Annotated in this window: 18 protein-coding genes and 1 tRNA gene; 8 read left to right on the top strand and 11 right to left on the bottom strand. The window is 61.5% G+C overall.

Annotation, left to right across the window (positions count from 1 at the left end; all coding sequences use genetic code 11):
* The first annotated feature begins 158 nt into the window (after positions 1 to 158).
* The 6 genes from pilB to H9K76_RS04725 all read left to right on the top strand — a co-directional run bounded on the left by pilB (position 159) and on the right by H9K76_RS04725 (position 5797).
* Entirely contained in the window at positions 159 to 1895 is a 1737-nt protein-coding gene (pilB, locus tag H9K76_RS04750) for a type IV-A pilus assembly ATPase PilB (RefSeq protein ID WP_187598419.1), read from the top strand.
* Positions 1896 to 1920: 25 nt separating this feature from the next.
* Positions 1921 to 3138: a type II secretion system F family protein gene (locus H9K76_RS04745; protein ID WP_187598418.1), complete on the top strand. Its 1218-nt coding sequence runs from the start codon at positions 1921 to 1923 to the stop codon at positions 3136 to 3138.
* Positions 3138 to 4013 carry a prepilin peptidase gene (locus H9K76_RS04740; protein WP_187598417.1) on the top strand — a complete coding sequence of 292 codons (876 nt, stop codon included), beginning with the start codon at positions 3138 to 3140 and terminating at the stop codon, positions 4011 to 4013. Before H9K76_RS04745 ends, H9K76_RS04740 begins: the two co-directional genes overlap by 1 nt.
* An 18-nt stretch (positions 4014 to 4031) precedes the next feature.
* On the top strand, positions 4032 to 4664 hold the full coding sequence (coaE, locus tag H9K76_RS04735) for a dephospho-CoA kinase (RefSeq protein WP_187598416.1): 633 nt from the start codon (positions 4032 to 4034) through the stop codon (positions 4662 to 4664).
* Between the two features lie 70 nt (positions 4665 to 4734).
* Complete coding sequence (gene zapD, locus H9K76_RS04730; RefSeq protein WP_187598415.1) at positions 4735 to 5490, top strand: cell division protein ZapD; 756 nt, start codon at positions 4735 to 4737, stop codon at positions 5488 to 5490.
* Positions 5491 to 5545: 55 nt separating this feature from the next.
* On the top strand, positions 5546 to 5797 hold the full coding sequence (locus H9K76_RS04725; RefSeq protein ID WP_187598414.1) for a DNA gyrase inhibitor YacG: 252 nt from the start codon (positions 5546 to 5548) through the stop codon (positions 5795 to 5797).
* Positions 5798 to 5825: 28 nt separating this feature from the next.
* Here H9K76_RS04725 and mutT read toward each other — a convergent pair whose 3' ends face one another.
* The 4 genes from mutT to secA all read right to left on the bottom strand — a co-directional run bounded on the left by mutT (position 5826) and on the right by secA (position 11335).
* The gene (gene mutT, locus H9K76_RS04720; RefSeq protein ID WP_187598413.1) at positions 5826 to 6263 is read right to left on the bottom strand and encodes an 8-oxo-dGTP diphosphatase MutT; all 438 of its coding nucleotides are present in this window, start codon (positions 6261 to 6263) and stop codon (positions 5826 to 5828) included.
* Positions 6256 to 7131, bottom strand: a complete 876-nt coding sequence (locus tag H9K76_RS04715; protein WP_187598412.1) for an ATP-binding protein — start codon at positions 7129 to 7131, stop codon at positions 6256 to 6258. The genes mutT and H9K76_RS04715 overlap by 8 nt, the downstream gene beginning before the upstream one ends.
* Positions 7132 to 7214: 83 nt before the next feature.
* Positions 7215 to 8444, bottom strand: a complete 1230-nt coding sequence (gene argJ / locus H9K76_RS04710; RefSeq protein WP_187598411.1) for a bifunctional glutamate N-acetyltransferase/amino-acid acetyltransferase ArgJ — start codon at positions 8442 to 8444, stop codon at positions 7215 to 7217.
* A 134-nt stretch (positions 8445 to 8578) separates the two neighbouring features.
* Positions 8579 to 11335: a preprotein translocase subunit SecA gene (gene secA, locus H9K76_RS04705; protein WP_187598410.1), complete on the bottom strand. Its 2757-nt coding sequence runs from the start codon at positions 11333 to 11335 to the stop codon at positions 8579 to 8581.
* A 333-nt stretch (positions 11336 to 11668) separates the two neighbouring features.
* Between secA and H9K76_RS04700 the strand changes: the two genes are divergently transcribed.
* Positions 11669 to 11980, top strand: coding sequence for a hypothetical protein (locus H9K76_RS04700; RefSeq protein WP_187598409.1), 312 nt, complete (start codon positions 11669 to 11671; stop codon positions 11978 to 11980).
* Between the two features lie 658 nt (positions 11981 to 12638).
* Here H9K76_RS04700 and H9K76_RS04695 read toward each other — a convergent pair.
* The 6 genes from H9K76_RS04695 to petA form a co-directional block, all read right to left on the bottom strand.
* Positions 12639 to 12714, bottom strand: a tRNA-Thr gene (locus H9K76_RS04695).
* Positions 12715 to 12788: 74 nt separating this feature from the next.
* Positions 12789 to 13340, bottom strand: coding sequence for a ClpXP protease specificity-enhancing factor (locus tag H9K76_RS04690; RefSeq protein WP_187598408.1), 552 nt, complete (start codon positions 13338 to 13340; stop codon positions 12789 to 12791).
* 42 nt (positions 13341 to 13382) lie between these two features.
* Positions 13383 to 13994, bottom strand: coding sequence for a glutathione S-transferase N-terminal domain-containing protein (locus H9K76_RS04685; RefSeq protein WP_166308054.1), 612 nt, complete (start codon positions 13992 to 13994; stop codon positions 13383 to 13385).
* A 100-nt stretch (positions 13995 to 14094) separates the two neighbouring features.
* Positions 14095 to 14850: a cytochrome c1 gene (locus tag H9K76_RS04680; protein WP_187600457.1), complete on the bottom strand. Its 756-nt coding sequence runs from the start codon at positions 14848 to 14850 to the stop codon at positions 14095 to 14097.
* A 19-nt stretch (positions 14851 to 14869) separates the two neighbouring features.
* Positions 14870 to 16291, bottom strand: coding sequence for a cytochrome b (locus H9K76_RS04675; protein ID WP_187598407.1), 1422 nt, complete (start codon positions 16289 to 16291; stop codon positions 14870 to 14872).
* 11 nt (positions 16292 to 16302) lie between these two features.
* Complete coding sequence (gene petA, locus H9K76_RS04670) at positions 16303 to 16902, bottom strand: ubiquinol-cytochrome c reductase iron-sulfur subunit (protein WP_187598406.1); 600 nt, start codon at positions 16900 to 16902, stop codon at positions 16303 to 16305.
* Between the two features lie 135 nt (positions 16903 to 17037).
* Here petA and mscL point away from each other — a divergent pair, with 135 nt between their 5' ends.
* Entirely contained in the window at positions 17038 to 17466 is a 429-nt protein-coding gene (gene mscL, locus H9K76_RS04665) for a large conductance mechanosensitive channel protein MscL (protein WP_187598405.1), read from the top strand.
* Positions 17467 to 17556: 90 nt separating this feature from the next.
* Here the strand turns inward: mscL and pdxA are convergent, their stop codons facing one another.
* Positions 17557 to 18609 carry a 4-hydroxythreonine-4-phosphate dehydrogenase PdxA gene (gene pdxA / locus H9K76_RS04660; protein WP_187598404.1) on the bottom strand — a complete coding sequence of 351 codons (1053 nt, stop codon included), beginning with the start codon at positions 18607 to 18609 and terminating at the stop codon, positions 17557 to 17559.
* Positions 18610 to 18614: the final 5 nt, after the last annotated feature.

Genomic DNA, 18614 nt, shown 5'->3' with positions numbered 1-18614 from the left:
AACAGTTAGCACATGTTGTTTTACCAAAAACACAAGTGCAGAGAGGCGGCCCGGCAACCCGGCGCGGCCTGGCAGCCACACTCGCGTGCGCTGTACACCCGGCACCCAATGAGCGATGATAGGATCGTTACCCTTCCTGACACCTCCTCATTGCATACATGGCCGCTGTAGACACTGCCCCCAAAAGCGCGACTCCCATTGTTCTGCCCGGATTGGCCAGGGCACTGATGTCCGCCGGCAAGCTCGACCAGAATGCCGCGGAAGAACTGGTAAAGAAGGCGCAGGGTGCACGCAGCACATTCATTGCAGAGCTGATCAACGGCGGCACCATCACGTCGGCGGATCTCGCCCACACTATCTCCAGCGTCTTCGGCGCGCCGCTGATCGACGTGGATGCGCTCGATACGATACGCATCCCCAGCGATCTTCTGGATGCGAAGATCTGCCAGGCCTATCGTGTGGCCGTGCTGAACAAGCGCGGAAATCGTCTCATCATTGCAACAGCGGACCCAACCGATCACGAAGCCGCGGAGAAGATCAAGTTCACCACCCAGATGGGCGTGGACTGGATCATCGCGGAGTACGACAAGCTGGGCCGCTTCGTCGAAAAGGTGACGAAGGGTGCGACAGAGGCGCTCGACTCCATCGTCTCCGGTGGTGACTTTGAATTCGGCGACGTCCCGGTGGAGGAGACGGCGGATGCGCAGGACGTGGGCCAGAACGATGTGGAAGACGCTCCCATCGTCAAGTTCCTGCAGAAGATGCTGATCGATGCGTTCAACATGCGCGCATCCGACCTTCACTTCGAGCCCTACGAACACAACTACCGCGTGCGCTTTCGCGTCGACGGCGAGCTGCGCGAGATTTCCAGCCCCCCGCCTGCGATCAAGGAAAAGCTCGCATCGCGCATCAAGGTGATCTCGCGCCTCGATATTTCCGAAAAGCGCGTTCCCCAGGACGGGCGGATGAAGCTCAAGATCGGCCCCGAGCGCGTGATCGATTTCCGTGTGAGCACCCTGCCCACGCTGTTCGGCGAAAAGATCGTGATCCGTATTCTCGACCCCAGCAGCGCCAAGCTGGGCATCGAGGCACTCGGCTACGAGCCCGAGGAGAAAGAGCGCCTGCTCAACGCCATCGGCCGTCCCTATGGAATGATCCTGGTGACAGGCCCCACCGGCTCGGGCAAGACGGTGTCGCTCTACACCTGCCTGAACCTGCTCAACAAGCCCGGGGTGAACATCTCCACGGCCGAGGACCCATCCGAAATCAACTTGCCTGGCGTGAACCAGGTCAACGTGAACGAAAAGGCGGGCCTGACCTTCGCGACCGCACTCAAGGCGTTCCTGCGCCAGGATCCGGACATCATCATGGTCGGTGAAATTCGCGACCTGGAAACCGCCGACATTGCCATCAAGGCGGCCCAGACGGGTCACCTGGTGCTGTCTACCTTGCACACCAACGATGCGCCCACGACACTGACGCGTATGCGCAACATGGGGATCGCCCCGTTCAACATTGCCTCGAGCGTGATCCTGATCACGGCCCAGCGCTTGGCACGCCGCCTGTGCGGCACCTGCAAGGAGCCGGCGGACATCCCGCACGAGGCCCTGGTCGAGGCCGGCTATCGCGAAGAGGAAATCGACGGCTCGTGGGTGACTTACAAGCCGGTGGGCTGCAATGCCTGCAACAATGGCTACAAGGGCCGGGTCGGCATCTACGAGGTGATGCCGATTTCCGAGGAGATGCAGCGCATCATCCTGCAGGACGGCAGCGCGCTCGAGATCGCCAAGCAGGCGCGCCTGGAAGGAGTTCGCTCACTGCGCACATCCGGCCTGTACAAGGCCAAGATCGGCATGACTTCGCTGGAAGAAGTCCTGGCCGTCACGAATGAATAAAAGTCGACGAAAGCATTGACTCACTATGGCAACCGCAGCATCGAGGGGAATCAAGGACTTCGTCTTTGAATGGGAAGGCAAGGACCGCGCAGGAAAGATCGTGCGCGGCGAAATTCGCGCGGCTGGCGAGAACCAGGTCAAGGCCACGCTGCGCCGCCAGGGCGTGCTCGCCACCAAGATCAAGAAGCGCCGCATGCGCGCGGGCAAGAAGATCAAGCCCAAGGACATCGCCCTCTTCACCCGCCAGATGGCCACGATGATGAAGGCCGGCGTGCCCCTGCTCCAGGCGTTCGACATCGTGGGGCGCGGCAACACCAACCCCAGCGTCACCAAGCTGCTCAACGACATTCGCAGCGACGTGGAGACCGGTACGTCGCTGAACGCCGCGTTCCGCAAGTTCCCGATGTACTTCGACAGCCTCTACTGCAACCTGGTGGAGGCCGGCGAGGCCGCCGGTATTCTCGAGACGCTGCTCGACCGCCTTGCCACCTACATGGAAAAGACGGAAGCCATCAAGAGCAAGATCCGCTCGGCGCTCATGTATCCATGCGCCGTGATCGTGGTGGCCTTTGTCGTTGTGACGATCATCATGATTTTCGTGATCCCGGCGTTCAAGGAGGTGTTCACCTCGTTCGGTGCCGACCTTCCCGCGCCCACGCTCTTCGTGATGGCTGTGAGCGAGTTCTTCGTCGCTTACTGGTGGCTGATCTTCGGCGTCATCTTCGGCGGCGGCTATTTCTTCATGCAGGCCTGGAAGCGCAGCGAGAAGATGCAGCGCTTCATGGATCGCCTGCTCCTGAAGATGCCGATCTTCGGCGCATTGATCGACAAGTCCTGCGTGGCGCGCTGGACCCGCACGCTGTCCACCATGTTCGCGGCTGGCGTTCCTCTGGTCGAGGCGCTCGACTCCGTGGGCGGCGCCTCGGGCAACTCGGTCTACTCGGAGGCCACCGACAAGATCCAGCAGGAGGTGTCCACCGGCACCAGCCTGACCAATGCCATGACGAACGCCAACGTGTTCCCGTCCATGGTCATCCAGATGTGCGCGATCGGCGAGGAGTCGGGCTCGATCGACCACATGCTCGGCAAGGCAGCCGACTTCTATGAATCGGAAGTCGATGAAATGGTGGCGGGCCTCTCGAGCCTGATGGAGCCGATCATCATCGTGTTCCTGGGCGGCCTGATCGGCGGCATCGTGGTGTCGATGTACCTGCCCATCTTCAAGCTCGGTCAGGTCGTTTGATGACCGGTGAGCCATGGCTGGATGCCGTCGTCGTCGGCATCCTCGGACTTCTGATCGGCAGTTTTCTCAACGTCGTGATCCACCGCGTCCCCATCATGATGGAGCGTGAATGGGAACAGGAGTGCCGCGACTACATCGAGGACAAGGGCTGGCCCGCGCCGCCCCCTTCCGGACACACGGGCCGTTTCAGCCTGCTGGCGCCCGCATCGCGCTGCCCGCACTGCGGCCACGCGATCCGCTGGTACGAGAACATTCCCGTCATCAGCTACGTCGCGTTGCGCGGCAAATGTGCGGGCTGCAAGGCACGCATCAGCATCCGCTACCCGCTGGTGGAACTAATCACCGGTGGCCTCTTCTACTGGTGCGCCACCCAATGGGGCTGGTCGATGACCACGGCCCTGTGGTGCGCCTTCTCGGCGGCCCTCGTGTCGCTGACCATGATCGACTGGGATACGACGCTGCTGCCCGACAGCATCACGCTGCCCCTGTTGTGGGCCGGCCTGATCGGCTCCGCCGCGCACTGGCTCAGCGTGCCCCTCGTCGATGCCCTGTTCGGGGCTGCGGCGGGCTACCTGTTCCTCTGGTCGATCTACTGGGCGTTCAAGCTGCTCACCGGCAAGGAAGGCATGGGCTACGGCGATTTCAAGCTGCTCGCGGCGCTGGGTGCCTGGTTCGGATGGTCGGCGCTGGTGCCCATCATCCTGATCGCCTCGGTGATCGGCGCGATCGTGGGAATCGGCATGAAGCTCACCAGCTCACTGCGTGAAGGCCAGTACGTACCGTTCGGCCCCTTCCTGGCAGGCGCGGGGTTTGCAGCCATGCTTCTCGGCCCGGAGAGAATCCTGCAATCCGTGCTTTCGCTGCTGGGTATCTGATCCATCGGATACTGCTGAATGGCAAAAATCACGTCGAGGCCTGCGACCCGCAGCAAGCACATCGGTCTCACCGGCGGAATCGGCAGCGGCAAGAGCACCCTGGGCGCCATGCTGCGGGATCTCGGTGCCGCACTCATCGACGCGGACCACCTTGCACGCTCGGTCACCGCGTCCGGGGGATCGGCCATCGGTGCCATTCGCCAATCCTTCGGTGCTGAATTCATCGATGCATCCGGCGCGCTGGATCGCACGCGCATGCGCGAACTGGTGTTCGGCGACGCCACGGCCAAGGCACGGCTCGAGAAAATCGTTCACCCCCTGGTTTCCGCAGCCACCTGGGCCGCCGCTGCTGCGGCCGAGCAATCGGGCCGGCGCGTGATCGTCTTCGACATTCCATTGCTGGTGGAGTCACGCCGCTGGCCTTCGCAGCTCGACGGCGTGATCGTGGTGGATTGCCGCGTGGAAACCCAGGTCGAACGTGTTCAGCAACGCAGTGGCCTGGCTCCCGACTCCGTACGCTCCATCATCGCTGCACAGGCCAGCCGCGAAGCCAAACGTGCTGCCGCCGATTGGGTTGTCTATAACGACGGGTTGTCATTGTTAGATCTGCAAACAAAAGCATGCGAGTTGGCCCAGCAGTTCGGGCTATGATGTATCAGAGCAAACCTGATAAGAATCAACTATTTTGCTGAACTTGAGCTGAATCCGGGAAATCCGCAGCGTGATCCTTTACGAATATCCTTTCAACGAACGCCTGAGAACCTACTTACGGCTGGAGCAATTGTTTCGCCGCCTCGGCGAATTGATTCCGCGCGCGCATCCGACAGACCACCATTTCGCACTGGTCACCATGTTCGAGATCATGGATGTTGCCGCCCGAGCCGATCTGAAGACGGATGTATTGAAGGACCTGGACAAGCAGAAACTCCTGCTCGACTCCTATCGAGGCAATCCTTCCATTTCAGAGAAAGTGCTCGACGGATTCATCGCGCAGCTGGATGGCTGTTTTGCCGACCTGAACGGCCAGCCCGGCAAGACGGGACAACCGCTTGCCGAGAACGAGTGGCTGATGGGCATCCGCAGCCGCATCGGTATTCCGGGCGGCACCTGTGGCTTCGATCTGCCCGCCTACCATGCGTGGCGCCACCTTTCGCCCGAACAGCGCCAGCGTGATCTGGAGGATTGGGCCGGCACGCTTGCGCCACTGGCCGAATCCGTTCTGGTTCTGCTGCGCCTGATGCGCGATTCGGGCATGCCGCAGAAGGTGGTCACGACACGCGGCCAGTTCCAGCAAACGCTGCCGCACGGCCGCACCTTCAATCTGCTGCGCCTGCGGATCGATCCTTCGCTGCACCTGATCCCCGAGATCAGCGGAAACCGCCTGCTGGTTTCCGTGCGCCTGATGCAACAGGATGAATCAGGCAAGCTGCTGCCCGCAGCGGAAGACGCGAGCTTCGAGCTCACGCTGTGTTCCTGATCTGACAACAGCAAGGGTGCCACGCGTCTCGCGTCCATCCAGCCCCCAACCGACCATGACGAAGAAAGCCGATTCGCCGACGCCAGCCCCACCTGCTCAGGCAGAGGCGGGCTCCGGCCCCAAGTACGTACCCTGCCCCACCTGCGGCGGGAAGAGTCTGTTCACGCCCGCCAATCGCTTCCGCCCCTTCTGCAGCGAACGCTGCAAGCAGATCGATCTGGGCGCATGGGCCAATGAGGATTTTCGCGTTCCCACCGAGGCACCGCCCGAGGACAACCTCTACGGCGACCCCAAGCTCGGAAACTGAGAACGCATCAACGCGCCCGAGAGCGTGTTCAGCCAATGGTGGCCGGATCGAAAGGTTCGCCGCGCTCTTCGGCAAACCATTCCAGCACCGGCACGGCGCCCGGCAGGATGGGCTTGACCTGGGGCGGCCAGGGCTCCCAGGACATGCTCTGGCCCTCGCGCATCTCGAACTCGCCCTGCCACTCGAACACCTTGCACCAATGCAGGCGCACCAGCGCATGCGGATAGTCGTGCTCGGTCACCTTCCAGACACTGGCCGTGCCGATGGTGATGCCGAGCTCTTCCTGAAGTTCACGGCGCAGCGCCTGCTCGACGGTTTCCCCCGCTTCGAGCTTGCCTCCCGGAAACTCCCAGTAGCCGGCATAGGGCTTGCCTTCGGGTCGCGAGGTGAGCAGCATCTCCCCGTTGGATTTCAGCAGGATGCCCACCGCGACCTCGGTGTGCTTGCGCGGCGCATGCTCAGACATTCGACTGGCGCCCCGCAAAATCACGCGCGAACTGGTAGGCCACGCGGCCGCTGCGTGAGCCGCGCTCCAGCGCCCAGACCAGCGCCTCGGGGCGCGATTGCTGGATGGCTGCATCGGCCACACCCAGCGAACGCAACCATTGCGCGACGATGGTGAGGTACTCCTCCTGGCTGAAGGGGTAGAAGCTCACCCACAGGCCGAAACGCTCGGACAGCGAGATCTTCTCCTCCACCGCCTCGCCGGGATGCACCTCGCCATCGTCCGTGTGCGTGTAGCTGAGGTTTTCCTTCATGTACTCGGGCAGCAGATGGCGACGGTTGCTGGTCGCATAGATCAGCACATTCGGCGTCGATGCAGCCACCGAGCCATCGAGAATCGACTTGAGTGCCTTGTAGCTCGCCTCGCCATCCTCGAAGCTCAGGTCGTCGCAGTACACGATGAACTTCTCGGGGCGGCCCGATACCACCTCGACGATGTCCGGCAGGTCGGTCAGGTCCGTCTTGTCCACCTCGATCAGGCGCAGACCCTGGGGCGCATAGGCATTCAGGCAGGCCTTGATGAGCGAGGACTTGCCCGTTCCGCGGGCCCCTGTCAGCAGGACGTTGTTGGCAGGCTTGCCTTCCACGAACTGCTGCGTGTTGCGCTGGATCTTTTCCTTTTGCCCATCAATTTCCTTGAGCTCGTCGAGCTGCATGGCCGCCAGGTGTCGCACCGGCTCGAGCGTACCGTGACCGCTGCTGCGCTTGCGATAGCGCCAGGCCACGGCAGCCCCCCAGTCCGGCTCGGAGAGCGGCTTGGGCAGCACGGATTCAATTCGGTCGATCAGTTGCTCGGCCCGCATCAGCAGGCGTTCGAAGGCTTCGTTCATGTCTCTGGCTTCTTCTGTCTGGATAAGTCCGATTCAAGTGGGTTGTCGACCAGCGGTGAATCGGCACTCCCGAAAAACATCCATCAGGAGCGGTAGTCCGCGTTGATGGTGACGTACTCATGGCTCAGGTCGCAGGTCCAGACGGTGTCCTCTGCAGTGCCGCGGCCCAGTTGCACACGCACCGTGATCTCGCTCTGCTTCATCACGCGCTGGCCGTCTTCCTCCTTGTACGAAGGATTGCGGCCACCCTGCGTGGCCACATGCACGTCGTCCAGGAACAGTTCGATGCGGGTCTGGTCAAGATCCTCGATGCCGGCGTAGCCCACCGCTGCCAGGATGCGCCCCAGGTTCGGATCGCTGGCGAAGAATGCGGTCTTGACAAGCGGCGAATGGGCAATCGCGTAGGCCACCAGGCGGCACTCGTCGGACGTCTTGCCACCTTCCACGCGCACCGTGATGAACTTGGTCGCGCCTTCACCATCGCGAACGATGGCTTGCGACAGTTTCTGTGCCACCTCCAGCAAGGCCGCCTTGAGCAGCTTGCCGTGCTCGCTGTCGAGCGAGGTCACGGGAGTGTTCGAGGCCTTCTGCGATGCCACCAGGATGAACGAATCATTGGTCGACGTGTCGCCGTCGATGGTGATGCGGTTGAACGACTGGTCGGCCAGTTCGCGCACCAGGCCATTCATCAGTTCCGGAGCGATCTGCGCATCGGTGGCAACAAAGCTCAGCATGGTCGCCATGTTCGGACGGATCATGCCGGCGCCCTTGGAGATGCCCGTCACGGTGACCAGCGCATCGCCCAGCTTCACTTGCGTGCTGCAGGCCTTGGGCACCGTGTCGGTGGTCATGATGCCCTGTGCGGCTTCGCCCCAGTTGTCAGGCCGTGCCTCGCCGATCGCCTTCGGCAGCGCGGCGGTGATGCGATCCACGGGCAGCGACTCCATGATCACGCCTGTCGAGAACGGAAGGATCTGCTCGCTGCGCACGCCCAGCAGTTCGCTCATGGCCGCGCAGGTGGCGTGGGCACGGGCCAGGCCGTCGGCACCCGTACCGGCATTGGCATTGCCGGTGTTGATCACCATCGCGCGGATGGCGCCTCCCTGGGCCAGATGTTCACGGCAGATCTGCACGGGTGCCGCGCAGAAACGGTTCTTGGTGAACACGCCCGCGACGGCCGCACCCTCGTCCAGCAGGAAAACCGTGACGTCCTTGCGGTTGGCCTTGCGCACGCCGGCTTCCGTCACACCAATGCGCACACCGGGAACGGGATGGAGAGAGGAAGCATCAGGAGCTGAAAGGTTCACTGGCATTTGGCGCTGTCCTTGAAAGCGAAGAGGGAAAGGTACTGAGAATTTCGATCGCCCCCGGAGTTACACCCGGGGAATTCCTGATCGTACAAGCAAAAACACGGGCATGAAGCCCGTGTTATTTTTAGTGCAGCAGATCAGGCGAGTTTGCCGTGGCACTGCTTGTACTTCTTGCCGCTTCCGCACGGGCAAGGGTCGTTGCGGCTGATGCGCAGGCCCTCGTATTCGGAGGGCAGCGGCTGGTTCTCGGGTGCATCCGGATCGGAGCCCTCGGTCAGGTCGGAGCTGCCATGGTAGGTGGCGCCGCCCAGGCGGTCGCCCTGGTCTTCCAGGGCCTGCGATGCCTGGTCCAGTTGCTCGTTGGACTGGATCTGCACCGTCATGAGCGTACGTGTGACCGCGTTCTTGACCTGGTCGATCAGCTGGCGGAACAACTCGAACGCTTCGCGCTTGTATTCCTGCTTGGGCTGCTTTTGCGCATAGCCGCGCAGGTGGATGCCCTGGCGCAGATAGTCCAGCGCCGAGAGATGATCACGCCAGTTGGAGTCGAAGCTCTGCAGCAGCACCATGCGCTCGAACTGGTTGAAGTTCTCGCTGCCGACCATCGCCACCTTGGCCTCGAACTGCTCGCGCGCCGCGGCCTGCACCTTTTCGAGGATTTCCTCATCGGTGATGGACTCGGAGCCCTGCACGTCCTGCTGCAGCGGCAACTGGATCTGCCAATCGGCAGCCAGCGCCTTTTCGAGCCCGGGCAGGTCCCACTGCTCTTCCACCGACTCCTGGGGCACGTACTGGCGCACCACGTCGGCCATGCAGTCGTCGCGCATGGCGGCGATCAGGACGCCCAGGTCCTTCGCATCGAGAATCTCGTTGCGTTGCTGGTAGATCACCTTGCGCTGGTCGTTGGCGACGTCGTCATACTCAAGCAACTGCTTGCGGATGTCGAAGTTGCGCGCCTCCACCTTACGCTGCGCGGATTCGATGCTGCGCGTGACGATACCGGCCTCGATGGCCTCGCCATCGGGCATCTTCAGGCGATCCATGATGGCCTTGACGCGGTCACCCGCGAAGATGCGCATGAGCTGGTCATCCAGGCTCAGATAGAAGCGCGAGGAGCCCGGATCGCCCTGGCGGCCGGAGCGGCCACGCAGCTGGTTGTCGATACGGCGCGACTCATGGCGCTCGGTGGCGATGATGCGCAAACCGCCCAGCGCCGCCACCTTCTCGTGATCGACCTTCCAATCGTCGCGTGCCTGCTGGATGCGCGCCGCGCGTGCGGACTCATCGAGAGACTCGTCGGCCTCGATGGCCGCAATGGCCTTCTCGATGTTGCCGCCCAGCACGATGTCGGTACCGCGGCCGGCCATGTTCGTGGCAATGGTGATCATGCCCGGACGGCCTGCCTGCGCAACGATGTCCGCCTCGCGTGCATGCTGCTTGGCATTCAGCACCTGATGGGGCAGGTTCTCGCGGTTGAGCAGCTCGTCGATGATTTCGGAGTTCTCGATCGAGGTCGTGCCCACGAGTACCGGCTGGCCACGCTCATGGCATTCGCGGATGTCCTTGATCGCCGCTTCGTACTTCTCGCGCGTGGTCTTGTAGACGCGGTCGAGCTGGTCGTCGCGCTTGCTCGGACGATTCGGAGGAATCACCACGGTCTCGAGGCCGTAGATTTCCTGGAATTCGTAGGCTTCCGTGTCGGCCGTGCCGGTCATGCCGGACAGCTTTGCGTACAGGCGGAAATAGTTCTGGAAGGTGATCGAGGCCAGGGTCTGGTTCTCGGCCTGGATCTCCACGCCTTCCTTGGCTTCCACGGCCTGGTGCAGGCCATCGCTCCAGCGGCGTCCCGCCATCAGGCGACCCGTGAACTCGTCGACGATCACGATCTCGCCGTTCTGCACGACGTAGTGCTGGTCGCGGTGGTAGAGATGGTTGGCGCGCAGCGCTGCATACAGGTGGTGCATGAGCGCAATGTTGGAAGGATCGTAGACCGATGCGCCTTCTGCAATCAGGCCCGCCTGCGTGAGCAGCTGCTCCGCATGCTCATGGCCCTGCTCGGTCAGGAACACCTGATGCGACTTCTCGTCGAGCGTGAAATCGCCCGGCTTGGTGACGCCTTCGCCCGTGCGCGGATCGGCTTCGCCTTCCTGGCGCGTGAGCGCCGGAATCACCTTGTTCATCGCCACATACATGGCGGTATGGTCCTCGGCCTGGCCGCTGATGATCAGCGGCGTGCGCGCCTCGTCGATCAGGATCGAGTCCACTTCGTCGACGATGGCGAAGTTCAGCCCGCGCTGCACGCGTTCCTGGCCTTCGTAGACCATGTTGTCGCGCAGGTAGTCAAAACCGTATTCGTTGTTCGTACCGTAGGTGATGTCTGCGCCGTAGGCCGTCTGCTTTTCCTCGCGCGGCATCTGCGGCAGGTTGATGCCGACCGACAGGCCCAGGAAGTTGTAGAGACGGCCCATCCAGGTCGCATCACGGTTGGCGAGGTAATCGTTCACCGTCACCACGTGCACGCCCTTGCCGGACAACGCGTTCAGATACACGGGCAGCGTGGCGGTCAGCGTCTTGCCTTCGCCGGTACGCATTTCAGCGATCTTGCCGTAGTGAAGAGCCATGCCGCCCAGCATCTGCACATCGAAGTGGCGCATCTTCATGATGCGCTTGGAACCCTCGCGAACCACGGCGAATGCTTCGGGAAGCAGGCTGTCCAGCGATTCGCCCTTGGCGACGCGGTCCTTGAACTCCTGTGTCTTGCCACGCAGCTGGTCGTCGGTCAGCTTCTCGAACTCGGGCTCGAGGGCATTGATGCGAACAACGGTTTTGCGATATGTTTTAAGCAACCGATCATTACGGCTGCCAAATAATTTGGTGAGAAAGTTGGTGGCCATGCAAACAGGACCGCCCAACGCGCAGAGGCGCGCCGGAGCGACCGTAATCCCTAAGACGAATTGGTATCAGATGGGGCCGCTCCCGGAAATTGCAACAGGCGGTTGAACTGCTGCACCGCATCCGAAGGCGGGGGCTCGTGGTCGGATTCTACTCGCGCACTGTGCATGGCCCTTCAGATTTGTTCGGAGAGCTGGGTGGATGCGCGGGTTTGTCGGATTTCGGCCCGCTGGCCGACACCATTCGCTCTGCGCGATACTGGCGGCGCTGTTTGCGCACGCCGATAATTGAAGGCAACGCCCGCCCCGCCTGCATTTCAGCGGCACACATCCCACATGCTACGACGCCATCAAGCCATCCCTCTGCTGCAAGCCGCACAGGCATCCCCTACGCTGGCACAGCTGTCCCGGCTGACCAGCGACTCGAGCGCCCGCCTCAAGGCCATCGAGCCCCTGATTCCCCCCGGGATGCGGGCATCCATCCAGGCCGGGCCCATTGAAGGGAGCACCTGGTGCCTGCTGGTCAAGGGCAATGCGGCGGCCTCCAAGCTCCGACAGTTGCTGCCATCGTTCGAGGCGCACTTGCGGTCCAAAGGGTGGGATGTTCAGTTCATCCGTATCAAGATTCAGGCTCGTAGTGCGGGGTGACTTGTGTGGGGTGGTTGCTTGCTTTCTTGCTTTCTTGCAGCCTTCTGCTTCCTGTGTTTCAGGGTAGAGGCCGGGAGTGCCCCCGGCGGGGCAGTAACTTTTTGGTCTTGCCCAAAAAGTCACCAAAAATGCGCTTGGAATGCGGGGGCACGCGGTGAAACTCACTGCGCGCCTGCGGCGCTCCGTTCGAACAAACACCGCGAGTCAGCTTGCAAGAGGTGTATACGGCACATTGCTTCGCTCGTGCCGGGCTCGCCCGACTTCGGGCGAGCTGACTGCGCCCACTTTGAACAGCAGTGTTGAATTGGGGCACGATACATCTCGCGAAGTCGCGAGATGTCCAGGCACGAGCGCAGCGACGTGCCGAGTGCTCCTCCCCTTCAACTGACTCACGGCGGCTGTCTGAACGGAGCGCCGCAGGCGCAGAGTGAGTTCTGCCGTGGGTATTAAGAACGCCTTTTTGGTGACTTTTTGCGCGCGCAAAAAGTTACTGCCCCGCCGGGGGCAGTCCCGGCCTCCACCCTCAAAGCAAACACCTACTCCCACCCGAACTACGAGCTTCGAACTACGAAGTACCAATAACAGAACGCGCTACTTCACCACCAACCGGCCCAAGAAAAGAAAAAGCCCACATGCTTGCGCATATGGGCTTTCTGTCTGGTGCCGGTTGTCGGATTCGAACTGACGACCTACCGCTTACAAGGCGGGTGCTCTACCAACTGAGCTAAACCGGCGAAGCTCTTATTCTAGCGTCGATTTCAGCGTCTTTTCGGAAAAAGCAGGAAAAAATCTTCCCCGCTTCTCTTTCCTACTTGACCCGCTTCAACGACGGACGCGCACCACCTCCGGCCGGAGGCTTGGGCGGTGGAGTGTCCTCATCCGAATCGGCCAGCGACGCGCTGCCGCCATCCACGGGCACCAGTTGGGGCGGAGTACGCTCCGCAGGCGAATCGGGGGACTCACCCACATCACCCTGTTGTGCACCCATCTGCGCGGGTGCAATCGAATGCAGTGCCGCGCCGCCCGACAAGGTGTCCACCGGCGGCGGGAATGCCATGCCCTGCCCGTTCTCGCGTGCGTAGACAGCCACCACGCGCCCCACCGGCACCATGATTTCACGCGCCACGCCGCCAAAACGGGCCTTGAACTCGATGAAATCATTGCCCAGTTGCAGGCCGCTGGTGGCGTCGTAACTGGCGTTCAGGACGATCTCGCCATCCTTCACGAATTCGCGGGGCACCTGGACGGACTCGTTCACGCTCACCACGATGTAGGGCGTGAATCCGTTGTCGATGCACCATTCGTGAATCGCACGGACCAGATATGGTCGGGTGGATGAGATTTCCGGAGCGTTGATCATGATGAAAAGGCGTTGGTGCGCAATGACTTCGGCAAGACGCGATTACTTGCGCATCACCTTTTCGGAAGGAGTCAGTGCCTCGATATAGGCAGGACGCGAGAAGATGCGCTCTGCATACTTCAGCAGCGGGGCTGCATTCTTGCTCAGCTCAATGCCATAGTAGTCAAGGCGCCAGAGCAGCGGTGCAATCGCCACGTCGAGCATCGAGAAATTCTCGCCGAGCATGTACTTGTTCTTCAGGAACACGGGCGCGAGCTGGGTCAGGCGGTCACGGATGTGCGAGCGGGCCTTTTCCAGCGCCTTGTCGTTGCCCTTGGAGGCGCGCGACTCGAGCGTGTTCACGTGCACGAACAGTTCCTTTTCGAAGTTGAGCAGGAACAGGCGCACGCGGGCGCGGTCGACCGGGTCACCGGGCATCAGCTGGGGATGGGGGAAACGCTCGTCGATGTACTCGTTGATGATGTTCGACTCGTACAGGATCAGGTCGCGCTCGACCAGAATCGGCACCTGGCCGTACGGGTTCATCACATTGATGTCTTCGGGCTTGTTGTAGAGATCCACATCGCGGATTTCGAAATCCATGCCCTTTTCGAACAGGACGAAGCGGCAACGGTGTGAAAAAGGACAGGTCGTACCCGAATAAAGCACCATCATGGTGAGCGGCTCCTAAAAAGTCAAAAGAGTGGACGCTTGCGCGGCCACTCTGCACCAGCCGGGCACCGCCCGGCTGATAGAACAAGTCGTTGATCAGCGATTACTTGACGTCTTTCCAGTAGGCGGCGTTGAGCCTCCACGCAATGAACGTCATGATTCCCAGGAAGAACAGAACCCAGACGCCCACACGGACGCGCGTATTTTGCGCTGGTTCGCCCATCCATTGCAGGTAATTCACGAGATCACCTACAGCCTCATCGTATTTCTGGGGCGTCATGGTACCAGCGCTGACCTGTTCCCACCCCTTGAATACCTGAGTCTTTTGTCCGTGGCTTTCGACTTCCTCGAAGACCGGACGGCGCTCGCCCTGCAATTGCCACAGCGGATGCGGCATGCCGACGCTCGGGAAAGCCAGGTTGTTCCAGCCCGTCGCCTTGGTGTCGTCCCGGTAGAAGGTACGCAGGAAGGTGTAGAGATAGTCCGCCCCCGTGCCCTGATGACCGGCGCGCGAGCGGGCAATGACGGTGAGGTCCGGTGGGTTGGCACCAAACCACTCCTTGGCCTGTTTCGGATCGATGGCCGCCTTCATGGTCTCACCGATCTTCTCGGTGGTGAACATCAGGTTGTCCTTGATCTGCTGCTCGCTCAGGCCGATGTCCTGCAAGCGGTTGATGCGCATGAAGGCCGCCGAGTGGCAGTTCAGGCAATAGTTCACGAAGATCTTGGCGCCGTTCTGCAGCGACGCCGTGTCGCTCACGTTGACAGGCGCCTTGTCCCAGGCGATTCCTCCTTCGGCAGCCTGCGCTCCTGCGGCGATTCCCAGAGCCGCAACCAGGGTCAAGATAACTTTTTTCATCATGGTGTGTGGCTCCTGCTCAATGCGCGGCAAAGGTGACGCGGTCCGGTACCGGCTTGGGCTCGCCCAGGCGGGACCACCACGGCATCAACAGGAAGAAGCCGAAATAGAACAGCGTACCTACCTGCGAGACGCGCTCGCCGATCGGCGACGGTGGCTGGACGCCAAGGTATGCCAGAACCACGAACCAGACCACGAAGATGGCATACAGCCACTTGTGCCAGCCGGGACGATAGCGAATGGAACGTGCAGGGCTTTGGTCCAGCCATGGCAGGAAGAACAGGATGATCACAGCGCCACCCATCACCACCACGCCCCAGAACTTGGCGTCGATCGAGAGCATGAGGGCAATCACGACAATCGCAGCCACCGCGACCGCGCCCTTGGCGATCTTCGGCAGTGCGGACTTGAAGATGCCGTAGCCGGCGCCCAGCACCACGCAGGCGATCAGCGCATACATCATCTCGCTGGTGATGGCACGCAGCATCGAGTAGAACGGCGTGAAGTACCAGACGGGCGCGATGTGGTTCGGCGTCTTCAGCGGGTCGGCCGGAATGAAGTTGTTGTACTCGAGGAAGTACCCGCCAAACTCAGGCGCGAAGAACACCACCGCCGAGAAGATGAACAGGAAGATGCAGACGCCGAAGATGTCGTGCACTGTGTAGTAGGGATGGAACGGCACGCCGTCGAGCGGGTGGCCCTTGTCGTCGACCGGCTTGCCCGGACCCTTGATCTCGATGCCATCGGGGTTGTTGGAACCCACATCGTGCAGCGCCAGCAGGTGGGCCACCACCAGGCCGAGCAGCACCAGCGGCACCGCGATCACGTGGAAGCTGAAGAAGCGGTTCAGCGTTGCGTCGCCCACCACATAGTCGCCACGGATCAGCAGCGCGAGGTCGGGGCCGACGAAGGGAATCGCGGCGAACAGGTTCACGATGACCTGCGCGCCCCAGTAGGACATCTGGCCCCATGGCAGCAGGTAGCCCATGAACGCCTCGGCCATCAGCGCAAGGAAGATGGCGCAGCCGAAGATCCAGACCAGTTCGCGCGGCTTGCGGTACGAGCCGTACAGCAGCCCGCGGAACATGTGCAGATAGACGACGACGAAGAACGCGGACGCGCCGGTGGAGTGCATGTAGCGGATCAGCCAACCCCAGGGCACGTCGCGCATGATGTACTCGACCGACTCGAACGCCTTGGCGGCATCGGGCTTGTAGTGCATCACGAGGAAGATGCCGGTGACGATCTGGATCACCAGCACCAACAGCGCGAGCGAACCGAAGATGTACCAGAAGTTGAAGTTCTTCGGAGCGTAGTACTCCGACATGTGCACCCGATAGGCATCGAATGCAGTGGGAAAGCGGTTTTCCAGCCAGTTGGTCGTCTTCTCGACCGCAGAGGCGTTGGGAGAGACTTCCTTGAATTCGCGGTATTCAGCCATTGTGTTCTCCCTCAAGCCTTCTTGTCGTCACCGATCAGCAGCCGGGTATCGGACAGATACATGTGCGGCGGAACTTCCAGATTGTCGGGTGCGGGCTTGTTCTTGAAGACACGGCCGGCCATATCGAACGTGGAGCCATGGCAGGGGCACAGGAAACCGCCCTTCCAGTCGTCTGGCAGCGAAGGCTGGGGACCCGCATGGAACTTGTCCGTGGGAGAGCAGCCGAGGTGGGTGCAGATGCCCACGACCACCAGGATCTCAGGCTTGATCGAGCGCGCCTCGTTGCGGGCGTAGGGTGGCGTGAATTCATCGGGATGCCGCAGCGATTGCGGATCCGCCAGCTGCGAATCGAGGGCCGGCAACTCGGCGATCTGCTCCTTGGTGCGCTTGACGATCCAGACGGGCTTGCCCCGCCATTCGACCGTCAGCTTCTCCCCCTCCTGGAGAGACGAGATGTCCACCTCGACCGGTGCGCCCGCGGCCTTGGCCTTTTCGGATGGCTGGAATGTGCTTACGAAGGGAACGGCAACTGCAACGCCGCCCACAGCACCAGCACAGCCTGACGCAATTAACCACGTCCGCTTGCTGGAGTCGATCCGGGATTCACTCATGGGGGTCCTCGATATGCATCGCTAATAGGGTCAACAATAAATTGTAGCGGAGTGAAAATGGTTAATGCACCATAGCAATCACCCTTAAGCTAGGCAATACTTCAGTGTTTTCATCTATATCAAAGGAATTCATTTATGAGCTTTATGTCTGAATTTCGCGAGTTCGCGGTCAAGGGCAATGTGGTCGATCTGGCCGTCGGTGTGATCATCGGAGGGGCGTTCGGCAAGATCGTGGACTCCGTCGTGAACGACCTCATCATGCCGCTGGTCGGCTTGATCTTCGGCAAGCTCGATTTTTCCAATCTTTTCTTGGTTCTCGGGACCGCGCCAGAGGGTATACCTCATACCCTGGACGCCCTGCGCAAGGCAGGCGTGCCTGTATTTGCCTATGGCAACTTCATCACCGTGGCGGTGAACTTCATCATCCTGGCCTTCATCATTTTCCTGATGGTCAAGCAGATCAACCGTCTCAAGCGCGAAGCGCCCGCTGAGGCGCCAGCACCTGCGGCCCCCGCTGAAGACATCGTTCTGCTGCGTGAAATTCGCGACAGCCTGAAGCGCTGATTCATTATTTTTACAACAGTCAAATGAAAAACGCCGCTCAGTCGAGCGGCGTTTTGCTTTTGATCACATTTGCCAAATATAGCCAATTACTTATATTCCAGCATTCACACCCGCGAGGCGCTTCGCGACCAGAATCGATTCAATCAAACTGCCCGCGTCGGCGATTCCCTTGCCGGCTATATCGAATGCGGTTCCATGATCCGGACTGGTGCGGATCAGCGGCAACCCCAACGTCACATTCACACCCTTGTCCACACCGAGATACTTAATCGGTATCAACCCTTGGTCGTGGTACATCGAAATCACCACGTCGAATTCGCCGGCACGCTCCGGCGTGCTGCGCGCGCGCATGTAGACCGTGTCCGGTGCGAACGGCCCGTGCGCATCAATGCCCTCGGCGCAGGCAGCGGCGATGGCTGGCGCGATGATGTCGATTTCTTCCCGTCCGAAGAGACCGCCCTCGCCCGCATGCGGGTTCAGGCCCGCTACCCCGATGCGCGGCGCACGGCCCAAGGCCAGGCTCAACGCGCCGTGGGTGATGCGCAAGGTCTGCAGCACATTGTCGTGGGTCACCGCATCGAGCGCCGCACGCAGCGAGACATGGATGCTGACCAGGACCGTGCGCAACTCGTCATTCGCCAACATCATCCGCACGGGCATGTGGGAGACCGGCTTGCCCGCGAAATGCGCGGCCTCTGCCTGCAGCAGCTCGGTATGGCCGGGATAGCTCACGCCCGCAAGCGACAGGGCCTCCTTGTGCAGCGGTGCCGTGCACAGGGCCGCCACCTCACCCGAGAGCGCCGCCCGGGCCGCCCAGACAACCGCCGCGGCTGCGGCCCGCCCCCCGGCTTCGGTGATCCTGCCGAAGGGCACGTCCGCCACCGCATCGGGCAATTGCAGCACCGGTACGCAACGAGGCGGCATGTACATGGCCTCTGCTGCATCGTCGATGCGAGCCACCGGGATCTCCATGTCCGCGCCCCGCAGCACGCAGCGCGCGGCGCGCCTCAGGGTGGCGACGTCGCCCGCCACGAAGCAGTGCCGCATCACATCCGGGGCGTCGCGGAATGCCTTGACGATGATTTCGGGGCCGATCCCCGCCGGGTCGCCCTGCGTGATGACGAGGGGCTTTGCTGTGTTCATCTTGG

Source organism: Diaphorobacter ruginosibacter (genome assembly GCF_014395975.1).
GTDB lineage: Bacteria > Pseudomonadota > Gammaproteobacteria > Burkholderiales > Burkholderiaceae_C > Diaphorobacter_A > Diaphorobacter_A ruginosibacter.
Note: the sequence above shows the minus strand (reverse complement) of the source record. Positions and strands in the feature narration are given on the sequence as shown.